The organism is Cardinium endosymbiont cBtQ1 of Bemisia tabaci (assembly GCF_000689375.1).
Classification (GTDB): domain Bacteria; phylum Bacteroidota; class Bacteroidia; order Cytophagales; family Amoebophilaceae; genus Cardinium.
Genome location: NZ_CBQZ010000002.1, coordinates 45553 through 63234, shown reverse-complemented (window position 1 = coordinate 63234; position 17682 = coordinate 45553). Strand labels below are relative to the sequence as shown.

Annotated in this window: 13 protein-coding genes and 2 pseudogenes; 6 read left to right on the top strand and 9 right to left on the bottom strand. The window is 35.9% G+C overall.

Annotated elements, in window-relative coordinates; translation table 11 throughout:
• Positions 1–207 precede the first annotated feature (207 nt).
• The 6 genes from CHV_RS03085 (at position 208) to rfbC (ending at position 6994) form a co-directional block, all read left to right on the top strand.
• Positions 208–819 carry a hypothetical protein gene (locus CHV_RS03085; protein ID WP_130721336.1) on the top strand — a complete coding sequence of 204 codons (612 nt, stop codon included), beginning with the start codon at positions 208–210 and terminating at the stop codon, positions 817–819.
• A 307-nt stretch (positions 820–1126) separates the two neighbouring features.
• Positions 1127–1666 (top strand): inorganic diphosphatase, encoded by a 540-nt coding sequence (gene ppa / locus CHV_RS03080; protein WP_034577250.1) that lies wholly within the window; start codon positions 1127–1129, stop codon positions 1664–1666.
• Between the two features lie 96 nt (positions 1667–1762).
• Positions 1763–4195 carry a DNA gyrase/topoisomerase IV subunit A gene (locus CHV_RS03075; protein ID WP_255346408.1) on the top strand — a complete coding sequence of 811 codons (2433 nt, stop codon included), beginning with the start codon at positions 1763–1765 and terminating at the stop codon, positions 4193–4195.
• Between the two features lie 190 nt (positions 4196–4385).
• A complete protein-coding gene (locus CHV_RS03070; RefSeq protein WP_034577246.1) occupies positions 4386–5138 on the top strand; it encodes an outer membrane beta-barrel protein in 753 nt (250 codons plus the stop codon).
• A gap of 335 nt (positions 5139–5473) precedes the next feature.
• Positions 5474–6367: a hypothetical protein gene (locus CHV_RS03065; RefSeq protein WP_130721335.1), complete on the top strand. Its 894-nt coding sequence runs from the start codon at positions 5474–5476 to the stop codon at positions 6365–6367.
• A 75-nt stretch (positions 6368–6442) separates the two neighbouring features.
• On the top strand, positions 6443–6994 hold the full coding sequence (gene rfbC / locus CHV_RS03060) for a dTDP-4-dehydrorhamnose 3,5-epimerase (RefSeq protein WP_320408511.1): 552 nt from the start codon (positions 6443–6445) through the stop codon (positions 6992–6994).
• Between the two features lie 14 nt (positions 6995–7008).
• On the opposite strand, the gene CHV_RS03055 is transcribed toward rfbC, so the two are convergent.
• From CHV_RS03055 to ffh, 9 genes and pseudogenes are all read right to left on the bottom strand, one after another.
• A complete protein-coding gene (locus tag CHV_RS03055; protein WP_034577242.1) occupies positions 7009–7986 on the bottom strand; it encodes a hypothetical protein in 978 nt (325 codons plus the stop codon).
• Positions 7987–8412: 426 nt separating this feature from the next.
• Positions 8413–9289: pseudogene (locus CHV_RS03045) on the bottom strand (IS982-like element ISCca1 family transposase).
• Between the two features lie 294 nt (positions 9290–9583).
• Positions 9584–10608 (bottom strand): annotated as a pseudogene (locus tag CHV_RS03035) (IS5-like element ISCca3 family transposase).
• A 183-nt stretch (positions 10609–10791) separates the two neighbouring features.
• Positions 10792–11643 (bottom strand): DMT family transporter, encoded by an 852-nt coding sequence (locus CHV_RS03030; RefSeq protein ID WP_034577230.1) that lies wholly within the window; start codon positions 11641–11643, stop codon positions 10792–10794.
• Positions 11643–12593, bottom strand: coding sequence for a thioredoxin-disulfide reductase (gene trxB, locus CHV_RS03025; RefSeq protein WP_034577228.1), 951 nt, complete (start codon positions 12591–12593; stop codon positions 11643–11645). Before trxB ends, CHV_RS03030 begins: the two co-directional genes overlap by 1 nt.
• A 47-nt stretch (positions 12594–12640) precedes the next feature.
• Positions 12641–13504, bottom strand: a complete 864-nt coding sequence (locus tag CHV_RS03020) for a sigma-70 family RNA polymerase sigma factor (RefSeq protein WP_034577226.1) — start codon at positions 13502–13504, stop codon at positions 12641–12643.
• A gap of 45 nt (positions 13505–13549) precedes the next feature.
• Positions 13550–15703 carry a polyribonucleotide nucleotidyltransferase gene (gene pnp / locus CHV_RS03015; protein WP_034577224.1) on the bottom strand — a complete coding sequence of 718 codons (2154 nt, stop codon included), beginning with the start codon at positions 15701–15703 and terminating at the stop codon, positions 13550–13552.
• A 171-nt stretch (positions 15704–15874) separates the two neighbouring features.
• Positions 15875–16201 (bottom strand): 30S ribosomal protein S15, encoded by a 327-nt coding sequence (gene rpsO, locus CHV_RS03010; protein ID WP_223245678.1) that lies wholly within the window; start codon positions 16199–16201, stop codon positions 15875–15877.
• 137 nt (positions 16202–16338) lie between these two features.
• The gene (ffh, locus tag CHV_RS03005; protein ID WP_034577222.1) at positions 16339–17679 is read right to left on the bottom strand and encodes a signal recognition particle protein; all 1341 of its coding nucleotides are present in this window, start codon (positions 17677–17679) and stop codon (positions 16339–16341) included.
• Between the last annotated feature and the right edge of the window lie 3 nt (positions 17680–17682).

Genomic DNA, 17682 nt, shown 5'->3' with positions numbered 1-17682 from the left:
ATATATATAAATTAGGGTTTTATCGTGAAATTTTATTTTTAGGTTTATAATTTTGCATGGGCTAAAAAAAATTAGCTTATTGGTATATGGTTAAACACATAAAATGGATTTCCTATGGTCTGTAATAATCTTATAGCAATTTTTATCCGTTTTTCGATAGTTTCTATTTTATACGTCTGTATATATGCTGGATCTTGTAAAAACAAAATGGCTGCTAACAAAGCTGAGCTTATAGTTGAAAAACATAAACAAAAAACCTGCAAGCCTTCTAATGGCTTAGAAACAGATCCAAAAAAGACTAATGACTTAGCAATAGATCCAAAAGACGATGGAGTTGCCTCGGAAAGCAACGTGGAGACACCGCCAATCTTTACCCTAAAAGACATTACCATAAAAGCTGGAATGGAACAATCTATACTACTAGGCGTAACTGGCCAGACAGAAGGTTATAGTATTAAATCTGTTGCAATAGAGCAAAATGGATCCTATCACACAAAAAAATTTGGCGTTGAATCACTTAAAAACCAGCCTATACCGGCTACTGGTTTATCCATTACCTTAACTACTGATCCAAAGTTAAAAACGGGGGCTTATACATTCAGAATGAAAATAGGGAAAAGAGGAAAAGGGAGCAAAACAACAGAACAATGGGTAGAATATATGATTCATGTTATTGAAGATAAAGTAAAAAATGAGCTAGAAAATGGATCATGTAGTGGCCTACCACCGGTACAAGTATCGAATAATGAAAGACTACCAAAAAATACTTCTAAAACCAAAAAGAAACATTCGGAGAAGAAAGGTACCGCATCTACTTAACTCATTTTTACGCCAAAATTGACGCAATAATCTAATCCCAAGTTGGCGTTATAATGGGAATACAAACGTACGACCAGAGTATGGTTACAGTGGTTATAGATCATAACGGGTTTTACCCCCACCGTGATCAGATCGGGCCTCTGCTATCTATTATGAATGGAGGAAATGAAAAAGAAAGAAAGAAAAGATAACGGATCTATATTACAATTTTTGCCGTACTTTATAGATTGATCTAGGTTTATTTTTAATGTTGGTTAATGCGTTAAACATACTATCTTTATTTACTTTAATTTTAATCTGCAAGAGAATGAATATAGAAAAGATATCATTAGGAGAGGATTTTCCAAATGATTTGCATGTGATCATTGAAATTCCAATGCATCATGATCCGGTAAAATATGAAATGGATAAGTCTTCAGGTGCTTTATTTGTAGATAGATTTATTGCAACACCAATGTATTATCCTTGTAACTATGGCTTTGTACCCCATACTGCTTCGGGAGATGGGGATCCTATTGATGTGCTGGTAGCAGCCAACTATCCGATTATATCCGGAGCAGTCATTAAAGCCAGACCTATTGGCGTATTGTTGATGGAAGATGAATCTGGTTTAGATGAAAAAATTATTGCATTACCTATAAAAAAAATAGCTCCTGAATTTGCGCATATTGACCACATTGGACAGTTAAACACCCTCTTAAAAGGTCGTATTATACACTTTTTTAGCCATTATAAGGACTTAGATGGGGGAAAATGGGTTAAGGTTAAGGGATTCGAAGGGAGGGAAAAAGCCATAGAACTTTTAATAGAAGCCGGGCAAAGAGTTAAAAGCCAATCTATTGGGTAATATGTTTCTTTTTTGAGCATTATGAACCAAATAAGTGATGTACCAAACGGCTCTAATGGTACAACGCACAACCCAATCGTATCTCCCACAGGGTCCATGGAGCAAATGTATGAGGAATGGTTTTTAGATTATGCTTCTTATGTGATTTTGGAACGTGCGGTGCCCGCCATAGAAGATGGTCTTAAGCCTGTACAACGTAGGATTCTGCACGCCATGCAGCTTATTGATGATGGTCGTTACAATAAAGTAGCTAATATTGTAGGGCAAACCATGCAATACCATCCCCATGGTGATGCTTCTATTACAGAAGCCATTGTAGCAATAGGTCAAAAAGAATTATTGATAGATACACAAGGGAATTGGGGCGACCCTCGAACAGGAGACAGCGCTGCAGCTGCCCGCTATATAGAAGCCCGTCTTGCACCATTTGGAAAGGATATTTTGTATAGTCCAGAGATTACAATCTGGCAACTCGCTTACGATGGTAGAAAAAAAGAGCCCCGTACTTTACCAGTTAAATTTCCTTTATTGCTTGCTCAAGGTGTAGAGGGCATTGCGGTAGGATTGGCTACTAAAATTTTACCCCATAATTTTATAGAGCTGATAGAGGCTTCTATAGATCTGCTTCAGGGCAAGGCCATCTCCTTATTTCCAGATTTTCCAACAGGTGGATTGACAGATTGTACGGACTACAATGGGGGTAAAAAAGGAGGAAAAGTTCGCATACGTGCCACTGTTGTAGTCCGGGATCAGCAAACATTGGCCATCAACCAAATCGCTTACGGTACTACTACGACCAGTGTAATTGATTCCATTCTAAAAGCACATGAAAAAGGTAAAATAAAAATTAAAAATGTGGTTGATAACACTGCAGACCATATTGAAATTCTAATTCATTTATTGCCTGGTCAACAGGTAGCAACCGTTATCAATGCACTCTATCTTTTTACAGATTGTGAGGTAAGTTATGCGCCTAATGCTTGTGTCATTCAAGATGAAAAACCGGTTTTTGTAACGGTGACTGATCTTTTAGCCTATACTGTAGCCCGTACAACGCATTTATTGGAACAAGAATTACTTTTAGAGGAGCAATCATTAAGAGAAAAATTGTTTTTCGCCAATTTAGAGAAAATCTTTATCGAAAACCGTATCTATAGGAAGATAGAGGGATGCAGAACCTGGGAGGAAATACGCACCACTATAGCAGACCAGCTTAAACCCTATGATTTGGACCGACCCATTGTAGAAAAAGATTTGGTCCGTTTAACAGATATTAAGATCAAACGCATCTCACAATATGATGGCTTTCGTGCACAGGAAACCTTAACCCAGCTTCAAAGCCAATTGGCTACTACTATAGCGCACTTACAAAACTTAAAGGATTACACCATAGCCTGGTATAGCCACCTGCTTCAAAAATATGGAAAAGGCCGAGCGCGAAAAACCATTTTAACCAGCTTTGACCCTATTGAGCGCCATGAGGTAGTGGTAAAGGATTACAAACTGTATGTAAACCGCAAAGCAGGTTTTATTGGTTATAGCCTTAAAGGAGAAGAATTCGTGGAAGCCTGTTCTGATATAGATGATATCATTGTAATATGTAAAAATGGCCAATATGTCATCACTAAGGTAACAGATAAACTATTTATAGGCAAAGATATTATACATGTATCCATTTATGAGAAAAAAGATACAAAACGTTGTTACAATTTAATTTATGTAGATGGTGCAACAGGTATTGCCTTTGCCAAACGGTTTCAAGTATTGGGTATTACACGTGACAAAACCTATGATGTCACTTTAGGGACACCAGGTTCTAGAGTAGTCTATTTAAGTGATGATCCCAATGGAGCGGCAGAGACCGTTACCATTATCCTTTCACCTATAAGTAGAACCACTAAAAAGAAATTTGAATTTAATTTTTCTAATTTAGCGATAAAGGGACGTACCGCAAAAGGCAATATGTTGACCAAACATACCATTTATAAGGTGCAACGCAAAGGACAAATCCGCTCTACATTAGCCAAAGTAGCACTTTGGTACGATGGCGCTACAGGGCAAATAGCGGCTAATGGAAGCGGAAGATTACTGGGTATGTTGGGACCAACGGATAAGATACTTTTAGTTTTTAAATCAGGTGACTATATGGTTACTACTTATCCAATTTCGTTCCAACTAGCTCCTGATGAAGTGCTCCTTATAGAGCTATTAAGGGACGGCCATTTGTTGTCAGTGGTCTATTACAATACGGTACAGAAAAATTATTTTGTGAAACGCTTTGTAATAGATAAGGGAGTTTTAGATAAACGATATAATATATTTATTTCAGAATCAGATGTTTGTATTTTAAAACAGGTTACTTCTGCTGTAGCACCGAAATTACAATTGCATTATTATACAGACGCTACTGGTCATGAAAAGCGTTCGATCATGTATGATCTGGAAAAAGTTGCGGTTAAAAGGCCAAAAGCAAAAGGAATATTGCTCTCTAAACATAGGATTACACAAGTAGATGTATGGCATGAATAGTTTTTAATTTCCACTAAGATGCAGTAAATTTATATTGTCCCAATCTAGATGTACATAGCGGTATAATGGTCTAGTAGTTTAGTGTCAACCAATTTTATCAGAAGTATTTTTGGAAGCTATTTAAAGGATGTCATTTGCCTGTTTTTAACATATAAATTGGAGTAGTTTTAAACTTTAAAATAAAGATACAATGAAAAAGACGATACAAAAGATTACAAAACTGGTGGCCTTATCAGCATATTTGGTGGCTTATGGCCCTGCTTTTGCTGCCCCCCAAGCTAATGAAACAGAGCAAGGTGGATTTTTCGATGTAAGTGAAGCGCTGCCTTGGCATATTGGTGTAAAATTATGGAGTAAAGGTCCTATAAAAAAGATTAAAAATCGCTTCTGTTTGGGTCATGAATTTGTAATAGGTCCCTTTGTAGAGTGGAAACCACTGAATGGAATAGGCATTCAAACGGGTGTGATGTATAGTTACAATCGTTTGGGCACACTAGGTGCAGATATATGGGGGGGAAATTTAGTAGACGGTTGGTCTGGTAAGGCTACGCCAATAAAAGACGCTTCCAACGGGAGTGTCATCGATGTTGATGCCATTAAATTCCAAGCAATTAGTATTCCATTGTCTATTCGGTTTTATCCAGGAAGTGACCGACAATTTGTATTACATATAGGACCTCGTCTGATGATCCCTTTTAAGGCTAAGCAAACTTATTATGACAATATTCGTTTTTCCGATAGTGAATCAGATATAAAAAACAAACTTAAGAAAATCTTGGAATCGCTTGATTCAGATAACCAAACACCTAATGAACTTAAAATTGGCACCCACCTTACTTGGGATTGGGGGTTTTCCTACAATACAAAGTCTGGATTTATAATAGGAATGAATGGAATAGGGCTTATGTTGGGTTTTGATGGCACTAAATTATTATCTAACTAAGGGGATAGTATCACTTTTAGATAAATAAAAAATAAAGATGGCCCATTGAGTCTCTTTAAAAGAAGCTCAATGGGCTATATAGTTAAAGCTATCTACCCATAAAATCACTCCAGTAATGGTTGGGATTGTACCAAAAAATATTTATCTAGCCCTTATGCTCCCAAATAAAGTTGTCTAAGGTAAATAATAGGACGTTGGTTTTGTCTTACTCTTATCTTATTTTATCTTCTTAGTAGAAATTTTTGAATTTGGTCTTGCTTGAATAAACAGGCTAACTTTAATCTAGCGACGATTCAATAGATATAAATAATTTTCAGTAAAGATAAAGAAGACATATGCATCAAATGAGCAAGGCAAAAAAAGTACAAACCTTTGGGCGGCTTATTGGATGGTGGATAGGATTAGTAAGCCATTATCTAACTTTTGCTACAACACCTGGTCAAAATATAATCCAGAACAATGATTTTTTGGACAAAACCCAGTCATCTATTTTACACATTGGTATAATAGCTTGGGCTAAGTGTACTAAAAAAGTTATTCAAAAACATTGGGCAGTTGGCAGGGAAATAGCGGTTGGTCCTGTTGTGGAATGGCATCCCCTAAATGGAATAGGTCTTCAAATAGGATTGTTATATAGCCATAATTCTTTTTATACAGTAGATTTTTCACTCGATCGTCAAAAGGTGTTAGATCCAGATCTATTCTCTTTTGGGCGCCGTGTTATCAACATATTATCTAAGGCTTTATCCCATCCATATCAAGGCTATACAGTGCACCTTGCTTTTGCCAATATACAATTTCACGCAATAAGTATACCTTTATTTTTGCGATTGTATCCAGAAAAAAGTCGCAGATGGATATGCTATGGAGGACCTCGTTTGATATGTTTGCTTCCTGTTATAGAGAAAACGCAATATTGTCCTGTTCATGTTGACACTTCTATAATCAAGGATATATTGTATGACAGTTTAATAGAATATAGAGATTTAGCTAACGAAGAAGCGCTTACCTTCGATGCTATACCTGAGATAGCCCAGAATGGGTTATGGAAACTACGTTCTGCGATTCTTAAAATTGATCCCAATAGCGCACGCCCTCAATCGTTTAGTAATGAGCAGTTGCATTGGGATTTAGTCTGGAATTTTGGGCTTGAATTTAGAGGAAGGTCTGGATTGGTAATAGGCATCAATGGCTTAGGATTTGTGTTAGGTTACGAATTTGTAAAGTAATGGATTCTAATGTTTTTATATACATAATTTTTAAAATCATATATATACATATAGTTTACTTATATCTATGGACAGATGATGCAATTAGAAGCACCATATCTTTCAGGTCTTTTACTGTTTAAACCTGATGTATTTTACGATGAAAGGGGCTATTTTTTTGAATCTTACCACCAAGAAAGATGCAAAGCAATAGGCTTAGAGGCTTCTTTTGTACAAGAGAATCAATCTTTATCTAAAAAAGGAACGGTTCGTGGTCTCCATTACCAACTGGCACCTTATGGACAATCCAAATTGGTACGGGTGGTAGAGGGTGTGATATGGGACGTAGCAGTAGACTTGCGTAAAAACATGGATACTTTTGGCAAATGGCAAGGTTTTGTACTTTCTTCAGAAAACAACCATCAGCTTTTTGTACCGGTAGGTTTTGCCCATGGCTTTATGGCTTTAAGTAATAAGGCTACAGTAGCTTATAAGTGCGATGGCTATTATTGCCCAAATGCAGAAAAAGGCATTTATTTTAAAGATCCTACATTAAATATTCCTTGGGAAGATTATGGAAAACCGGAAATTATTTCAGCAAAAGATGCCGCTTTACCGCTATTCCAAGAAGCAATTTATACCTTTTAGCACACCCTATTGGCCTAGATAGAAGATCTAATAATATTTAACTCTGAGGATAAATCTGGATATAGGTTACTACCGTTAGTAGATGGAGCTTGAGATAGGTTTGGGTTATTTGTATGATCAAATTCTTTCTTTTCTTTCTTCTTTTGAATAACTTTTTTCAAATATTTTATTTCATATTCTCGTATTGCAATGCTCATAGAAATAATTTTAATTACTCTTTCCGTATCACCAAGAAAGGTTTGATCTAAAGATATTACATGGTTTGTTTGCTCTAAAATCGCTTTTTTATGTTCTGATTCTAGTAGCTCCTTTTCAAGCAACGCTAAGTCTTTTTCATTTATTTTTATTTTTTTCTTAAACAAAAATATTTCTTTTGCTAGATTTCTAATTTTTGCTAAATAAAATGTGAGATATTGATACTTGTATGTTGGATGCTTTAATGCATCTTTTAAATCATTTGGATCGCATATAGATTCTGTATATGGATTAGATGAAGTCACACAGCTTTGGGGATTATCAAATCCATGACTCTCATATGAAGGAGGAAGCGGATCAGCAGGAAAAGTAGTTGAGGAAGACTTATATGAAGGAGGCTGTTGACTATACTCATAAGAAAAGGCCTGATTTCCATATGAATATATGTCCTCATCCCACCATTGATCAGGAGCGCTTGGATTTTGCCTTCCTTCATTTACTTCTTGTTCTAAAAGATTTCTTTCTGCTTCTAGCACTTGTTCTGCTTCTACTAACTCTTGTATATTTTCTTTTTCTTCTTGGCTAAGTGAATCTGAAACACTTTTAACAGATGGAAGCACATCAGATGTAGTTTCACCTATTGTTACTTTTTCAGTCTGAATAGCTACGGGCTCTGTTACTATATTGATATTTGTTAGATTAGAGGGGTGGCGTTTACACCTAGCGGCTATGGCTGTTATATAAAACATAACAGATAAACAGGATATAATAACCCTTTGTAATAAAATGGTCTGCATGATCATAACTTTTTAAGGTAATGGTAAAAAATATAAACAATATATACTTATTTTTTATTCATTTTCAGCAATATTGTATTAATTTTGAATAAAAATATGCACCTTGATGCTGCATTAGGTTATTTGTTATTTACAATAGCAACCTCTAAAAAATAGAACCTTGCCATATAAGGCACATAAATTGATAAAACCTAAAAGATATTTTAAAAGCTTGCACAACCTTTTGGGGATGCTCGTAATTGATTGAAAACTATATTTTCTGTTTGTGTTATGTCATGTAACATAATGGCTATAGTAAAATAGCCAACAGAATTAATATAAAAAAAAATTAAAAAATGTGCTATGGAAAAGATAATAATCACGCACTTTGGAGATACGATTGCTTCTAGGTATTTTTTATCAAATAACCTGAACTCTGGATTAGAATTATTGTAAACCAGTTGCATATATATTAGCTATAGCCGGTTTTTTCTCTTTTAGCCCATAAGCAGTAATACCAGCTATTAAATTGACAATAAAATTAGGTATGCTTCTGTGTCTAGAGTGTTCTATTTGGCTAATATTTTTAAGCTGATCGATAATGGTTTCAATGATGGATCTCTTTCGAAGCATTAATTTATCCCATAATGTCATAAAAGCATTTTTCATATTTTTCTTGATATGGGTAATGAGCTCTATTCCTTTTTCCATAAGTTTTTCAAATAATTCTTTGCTGATATAGCCTTTATCCGAGAATACTTTACCGATTAAATTTTTGCATAAACTTTTTGCAGGGAATCTATCCTTGACCCTACCTGGGGTAAGTGTAAAATTCATAATTTCACCTAAATCGTTTACAATCAAATGTAACTTGAACCCAAAAAACCAAGCCAGTCGTTGTTTTACCTTTAGTAGCTATTGATTTAAATACTTTGTTAGAACAAGCCCTTTGTACCTTACAAACTTTAATGGCTGTTGAATCCATAAAATAACAACCTGTTCTTGTCTTAGAAAGACTATGCGTAAAGAAATACATAGGAACTAACGTTCTTTTTACTAGTGATATGAATCTATTATAGCTCACTAATGTTCTAAACTCACTTGAGTGAAATTGCTCTAAATGAATATAATACATCTTAAAATTTCTAAAACCTATTAGATGAAAAGCAATTAGTATAGTCATTATTTCGCTTAAGTTAAGAGAACAAGTTCTAGTGGGTTTTCTTGTGGGCTCTGTTAACAGCTTTTTCTCCATATAAGGCATAAATTTTATTAAAAACTCATCTACCATATAATATATTTCTACTAATTTGTCTACATTCATAAGCGGCTCCTTTAGTTTTTAGAGGTAATTTTCAATCACCTAAATTTAAAACTCAAAGAAGCTTCTTTATACGCAAATATGAAAATCTAATCCAGAGTTCAGGTTAATAAGATAGATAATAAAATAGCCGATATAAATAATTATATAATTTGAGACCGTTGCAATAGATAGTTATTGTAATTTTTGATAAGTTTCTAGTGTTATTTTTTGTGGTTTTTATGGTTAAGGATGCATAAAAATCATTATTTATTGATTTTCAAGTTAATTTTTGTTCATTTTAGATATACCATCCCCCTAAAAACCCTTTAAAATGATATTTGGGGCCCTATATAAATTATAGGCTATAGCTTCCATAACATGTTGCGTATGGGTTTTTTCCAGTCCTATATAACGAGCTCCTGCACTACGGAACCAACGCTTAATATTACCAAATACCCGCTCTACTTTATAGCGCGTCTTGGATACCAATTTATTGAAACGTTTAGCAGTAGGTGATAAGGGATGGTTTTTAGTAGCTTTCTTTTGAATAGCTGATTTTAAGCTTTTTTCTTTAATAAAGTTTCGTTCGGTAACCCGCTATAGCCTTTATCTCCATAGAGCCTGCTGCCTGCTTTTAAGGATACTTTATCCAATAATATGGGTAAATGGGCACCATCATGATTAGATGCCTTTGTGGTACTGACTGCCAGCACTAAACCTTCTTTACTTTCTACAAGGACATGGCGTTTATAGCCATAGTAAAGATCATGACCTTTTTTGGTCCAACTAGCTTCTTGATCTACCCCTTTTTGATAACTATGGGATACCGATATAGTACCATCTTCATGCAAATTATAGCTTTTTTTACCTTTGGGACCTCTAGAAGTAGGCGTTATAGAGGCGTCAATAACTGCACCATGTTGAACCAGTACAACATGACTCGATAACTGATTATTAATTATTGTTAATAACCTATCTAAAGCCTTCTTTTCCGTAAGAGCAGTCCTAAATCTGCTTAATACACTATGATCTGGAACTGAATTATCCATCGATATACCACAAAACCTGCTAAATGTAATACGATCATTTACCTCTTCTTCGACTTGGTAGTCACTTAATCCATACCACTGTTCAAGCAAAAGCATTTTAAATAAAAGAAGGGGACTATAGGCAGGTTTGCCTGACAAACGTAAGCCTTTCGGATAATAAATACAAAGCTCTTTTTCTACTGATGACCAATTAATTAGATTATTTATTTGATTAAAAAAGGTATGCTTGCATTTACGGAGACTAGCTGATATATCTCCAAAAGATAACTGGCTACTTGTTTTTATTGCCATAACTATATCATCAAAAAACTAAATAAAAACTTTCATATAAAAACTAAAAATTAACTATTTCATAAATATAAAAGTACTTGTTTAATACAAATCTTAAAAGTCTATTGCAACGGTCTCAATTTGATTACGAATATCAAATAAAAATATAAATCTTAAAAAAGTTTTGGGACTAGGAATATTTGGTTAGCGATTTTGGTAGTATAAGATAAAGCAAGTAGAAGAAACAATAATGGCTGCTCCTAATAAGGCACTTAAGGTGGGCCACTCTTGAAAAAAAAGATAGCCCAATAAGATAGAAAGGACCCATTCTGTATACTTCATAGGTGCCAAGGAAGCTACTTTGGATTGCTGAAAAGCTTTTAATAAAAAATAAAGAATTAAATTGCTGCCAATTCCCAGTATACTTAAAAAAAATAGTTCCAATAAGGTTGGTACTTTCCAATAGTAACAAGCTACTGGTAACATGCAACAAGCAGCTACCAAATTAGAGAAAAAAAGCATGGAAAGAATAGGCTCATATGCAACATATTTTTTATTTATAACATCTAATGAAGCAAAAACAATAGTTGCCAGAATGCACGATAAAGCAGCACTATTATAGGTAGTAGGGCGCAATATCAAGGCCATCCCTAGACATGTGCACAAGGTAGCCATCCATATGGGCCAAGCCACTACTTCTTTAAGAAAGATTCTTGCTAAGATAAGCACAAAAATAGGATTGGTAAATCCTATTACAGTTGCACTACTGATGGTCATCTTAGTTAGGCTATAGGCATATATCCCCATTCCAATCGATAAAAATAGGCCACGAAAAATATGTAGGGATAAGCGTTGGGTCTTAAAAGTCGACTTCCCCCTATGGTGCATAATAGGTACTAGGAACAAGCTACCTAATATAAAACGAAAGAAGCAAACTTGACAAGAAGATAGCTCTGTAATGAGTAATTTGGTAACCAAATCATTTAAACAACTTGCCAATATACTAAGCAACAACCAAAATAATGATTGTACATAAGTGTTTTTCGAAAGGAACATTAATTGGTTTCTTTTAAAAAATCTTCACTTGTTTCCTTTAGAAAACGTTCCGCGTCTAGTGCAGCCATACAACCGGTTCCAGCAGCTGTAACAGCTTGCCTATAATAAGGATCTTGAATATCTCCAGCCGCAAAAACGCCAGGAATATTGGTTTGCGTAGTGCCTCGTTTTGTTTGAATGTAACCTTGTTGATCTACGTCTATATAAGGTAGAAAAGGCGAAGTATTGGGTTGATGGCCTATCGCAACAAATAAACCAGTAGCCTCTATAAGGGTAATGGTCTTAGATAAAGTATGGACAGTTTCTACTGCTTCTATAGATTCTTGGCCTATTATATCTTTAACTTCTGTATGAAATGAAACTTGAATATTGGGTCTTTTAAAAAGACGTTCCTGCATAATTTTACTAGCACGCATTTGGCCTTTACGCACTAATAAATGTACTTTTTGACAAAGGTTGGCTAAATAAAGGGATTCTTCCGCAGCGGTATCTCCTCCACCTACTACTACAACCGTTTTACCTTTAAAAAAGAAACCGTCACAAATTGCACAAGCAGAGACACCTTTGCCATATAGCCTCTTTTCTGCAGGTAAACCCAGCCATTTTGCAGATGCACCCGCAGCAATAATAACAGATTGGGCCAGGACACTTGCACCATTATCTAGTGTCAAACGGCGTGGATAGGTAGCAAAATCTACTTTGGTAATGGTACCCGTTTTAACTACAGTGCCAAATCGTTCTGCTTGGGCTTTAAAATCTTCCATCATAGCAGGACCGGTTATACCATTTTTATAGCCAGGATAATTCTCTACCTCTCCTGTGATCGTCAATTGACCACCTGGATTAGGGCCTTGATATAGAATGGGATGTAGGCCCGCTCGAGCAGCGTAGATGGCAGCTGTATAACCAGCTGGACCGCCTCCAATAATAACCAGTGGTATAGGAGACATATAGATTTATTATGTATACGACATAGAATTAAAGGATATGTACTCCATCATCCTAGGTAGCACTTGAGTGTTTCGCTACTAACGGCAGCCTTTAGCTTTTTAATACCTTTTTCTTTTACTTGACGTACACGCTCTCGGGTTAAGCCAAATCGGGCACCTATTTCTTCTAGGGTCAGTATTTCTGTATTGTTCAGACCAAAATAATAGCAGAGGACATCACGTTCTCTAGGTGTAAGTACAGCCAATGAACGTTGGATTTCTTTACACAAAGAATCATTGATTAATTCACTATCTGGCTTTTTTTCTACATCGCTTTCCAATACATCTAATAAGCTGTTTTCTTCACCCTGTAGAAAAGGGGCATCTACAGAAATATGTCGTCCTGCAACTTTTAAAGCACCACAGACTTCTTCTGGATCAATCTCTAAAAACTCAGCCAATTCCTCAACCGTTGGTTCTCTTTCATATTTTTGCTCTAAGCGAGAAAAAGTTCTAGAAATTTTACTAAGTGAACTAATCCGATTCAATGGCAAACGTACAATTCTAGCCTGTTCAGCTAGCGCTTGTAATATAGATTGCCTAATCCACCAAACCGCATAAGAGATAAACTTAAATCCTCTCTTTTCGTCAAAACGCTGAGCAGATTTAATTAAACCAAGATTACCTTCATTAATCAAATCACTCAAAGATAATCCTTGATTTTGATACTGCTTAGCCACAGAAACTACAAATCGAAGATTGGCCTTAGTCAGTCTTTCAAAAGCAGCTCTATCTCCCATTCTAATTTTCTTGGAAAGCTCAACCTCTTCATCAGCACTAAGTAATGGAACCCTACCAATTTCCTGAAGGTATTTATCTAAGGACTGGCTTTCACGATTTGTAATTTGCTTACTTATCTTTAGTTGTCTCATAATTTACTAAATTAAATAAATGTAAAATTATATTAATGCCATATACTAACCCCCAGCTGCTATCGCATCAGGAGAAAGCAATACCTTACGTGACAATCTATATTTACCTGTTTTAGGATCTACACCAATAAGTTTTACCTGTAGCTCTTCTCCGATCTCCAATACTTTTTCTAAATTTTCAATGCGTTCTAAGCGAACTTCTGAAACATGTAAAAACCCATCTTTCCCAGGCATAAATTCTACAAATGCGCCGTAGTTTAAGACAGATTTAACCTTACCTAGATATACTTCACCAATAGAAGGCTTAGCAGTAATAGTCTTTATTTTACCAACCGCTTTTTGCAACATTTCTTGATTTGCAGCAAATATAGTAACCATTCCTTTATAGCCTTTTTCAACAATATCTATATTGGTATAGGTCTCTTTTTGAATTTCTTGTATAACCTTTCCTCCTGGTCCAATGATGGCACCAATCATCTCTTTTTCAACTTCTATAGTAACAATTTTAGGAGCATGTGGCTTGCTACTTGGACGAGCTATAGCTATGGTTTCTTCCATTTTTTGCAGGATATACAACCTACCTTCCTTAGCTTGATGGAGCGCTTTTTCTAGCATTTCATATGAAATACCAGCGACTTTTATATCCATTTGGCATGCTGTAATCCCTTGTTGGGTACCTGCTACCTTAAAATCCATATCACCAACGCTATCTTCATCTCCTAGAATATCAGATAAAACAGCAAAGCGTCCTGTAGCAGGGTCTGTAATCATTCCCATAGCAACCCCTGAGACGGCTGCTTTAATAGGAATACCTGCATCCATTAGGGCCAAGGAACCGGCACAAACAGTGGCCATAGAAGAAGAGCCATTTGATTCAAGAATATCTGATACCACACGTATGGTATACAAGTTTTCTTTATCAGGTGGTAAAACGGCTTTTAATGCACGCATGGCTAGATTCCCATGGCCTATTTCCCGACGAGAAGGCCCTCTGTTTGGCTTAACTTCTCCAGTAGAGAAGCCAGGAAAATTATAATGGAGCATAAAACGATTATAGCCATCTTCCATAGCTCTGTCAATGATTTGCTCATCGAACTTGCTGCCAAGCGTAACGGTAGTCAGGGATTGTGTTTCACCTCTTGTAAAAAGGGCGGAACCATGTGCAGATGGCAAATAGTCTATTTCAGATTCGATCGATCGAATCTGATCCAATCGGCGACCATCTAAACGGATGCGCTCATTTAAAATAAGTGCTCGAATAGCTTGATTTTGGAGTTCAAGTAGAAATTCTTTTTGCTGGGCAACAGATGTTTCCTGACCATTTTGGTCTTGTACAAGTGCGGAACTGTAACGATGTGTTACTGCCATAAAAGCTTCTTTACGCAAAGTTTTAGAAGGGATATGTTGCTTGGCAACAGCATACATATCGGTATAAATGGCTTCACGTAAAGCAGGCTCACAGACTAGAGCGGTAGATAAATCGTTGGCCGTATCTGTTTTTTTTTCGATACCAACAGCTGCCATAAGCTCCCGCTGGACTTGACAGTGTAGCTTAATCGCATCATGGGCGAAACGCATGGCAGCTATCATATCTGCTTCTTGGACTTCATCCATTTCCCCCTCTACCATAAGTATACTATCATCAGTAGCGGCTACCATAAGGTTCATATCCGCTTTTTCAAGTAAACTAGGTGGTGGATTGATTAAAAAAATACCATCTACACGGGCCACACGGACCTCTGAAATAGGCCCATTGAATGGAATAGAAGAAACAGATAAGGCACAAGAAGCTGCTAAAGCAGCAAGTGCATCTGGCAAAATGGTTTCATCAGCAGATATTAACGATATATTTACTTGAATTTCACTATTAATTTTTTTAGGAAAAAGAGGACGAATGGCACGATCAACCAACCTAGCAATTAAAATTTCATGATCTCCTAGCCTACCTTCCCGTTTTAGAAACCCTCCAGGTATTTTACCAGAAGCAGCAAATTTTTCCTGGTAATCTACAGAAAGGGGTAAAAAATTATAGACCTCTTCTTCTGCAGCTGCTTTAGCTACCACAGTAGCTAAAATCAACGCATTACCCATTCGGATCACAACAGAACCGTTGGATTGCATAGCTAATTTACCCGTTTCTATAGTAATCACCCGATTATCTGGTAACTTGATTGTTTTTGAAATTAATTTTCTGAGCATATAGGTACAATGGAGTGATAATATACAACGGCATCAAATGGATTAGAACAGAGGAAAAATATACCACAAAACTTTTCCTACAGAACTTTATGAGCCAAAATGTGAGTAGGAGAAGTTAAAAAAACAAATACTATAATATCTAACTATACCTGAAAATAGTAAAAAAAACAACTACTTTCTTAAGCCAAGGCTGCTAATAATAGTTCTATAGCGACCTAAGTCTTCTTTTTTAAGATAGGCCAATAATCTTTTTCGCTTACCTACTAATTTCAAAAGACCTAACTTTGTAGCATGATCTTTCTTTTTAACACTTAGATGATCTGTTAAGTGCTTAATTCTATATGTAAATAGTGCAATCTGTGATTCTGAAGAACCACTGTCTTGTTCAGATTTTTTAAATCCAAAAGCCCTAAAAAGATCACCTTTGTCTGAGTTGTTGAAGGTAAAAGTTTTCAAAATAGCTTCTTTGTTTTCTTTATTTTGGTTGGTTAGCTTCATAATGTTATTGCAATAAATTTAAAGGCACCCTAGCTAAAGTAAATTTAGTTATAAAGTCGTTCATTGGCAAATTTAAACTGGGTGTATATCCATTACTGTATGAAATAGTTCTTTAAAAAAGGATAAAAAATAAGCTTTTATGATGCGCTTCTTTTTTTAAGCAAAGATGGCAAGCTACCTAATAAATTGGATCCTTTTTTATGTACTTTTTTCATCATTTTACAGATCGCATCAAACTGTTTGAGTAATTGATTGACCTCTTGGATTGTTTTTCCGCTACCACGTGCAATACGTTCACGACGACTTTGATCAATAATATGGGGATTTCTTCTTTCTTTAACAGTCATAGAGGCTATGATTACCTTGCAATTTTTAAATAGTTCATCCTCTAAAGGTAAAGCTGGCACCGATTTTCCTAGACCAGGTAACATGGCAACCATTTCTTTGAGACTTCCTATTTTTTCAATTTTTTGAATTTGTTTATCTAAATCTTCTAAATTAAACTGATTGGTTTTTATCTTTTGCTGTAAACTACGCTGTTGTGTTTCATTATACACTGCTTCTGCACGTTCTACAAAGGAGATAATATCACCCATCCCCAGAATACGACTGGCCATACGATCTGGATGAAAAAGATCTAAATCTTGCATTTTTTCACCTGTACTGATAAACTTAATAGGTTTATGTACAACACTACGAATAGATAGTGCAGCACCCCCACGGGCATCCCCATCTAATTTGGTCAGTACTACTCCATCAAAGTTAAGCTTTTCATTAAAAACTTGTGCAGTGGTAACAGCATCTTGACCGGCCATAGCGTCTACTACAAAAAGTGTTTCAGAAGGGTTTAAGCACTCTTTAAGCATACAGATCTCTTGCATCATCTCTTCATCAGTAGTCAAACGACCTGCAGTATCTACAATCACGAGATCAAGTGCTTTACTTTTGGCTTCTTTAATAGCATTTTGGGCAACCGTATAGGTTTTTTTTTCTAATGGTTCTGCATAAACGCTTATATTAAGCTGCGCACCTAATGTTTTCAATTGGTCAACTGCTGCAGGTCTATAGAGGTCGCAAGCGACTAAGAGGGGACTTTTATTTTTTTTTTGGTAGTAATGGCCCAACTTACCTACTAAGGTTGTTTTACCAGCTCCTTGCAGTCCAGCTACAAGTATAACCGCTGGATGGCCAGTGAGGCGAACTTCAGTATGTATCCCTCCCATTAAATCTGTTAAAGCGTCTTGAACCAGTTTTGTAAAGAGCTGACCTGGTGAAACAGATGTAATCACATTGGTTCCCATTGCTTTTTGCTTAATAGCATCTGTGACCTGCTTGGCTACTTTGTAATGGACGTCTGCTTGGACCAAGCTTCTACGGATTTCTTTTATGGTAGCAGCAATGTTTATTTCTGTAATACGACCTTGTCCTTTTAAGGACTTGATCGCTTTTTCTAGATTGGCACTAAGACTCTGAAACATATT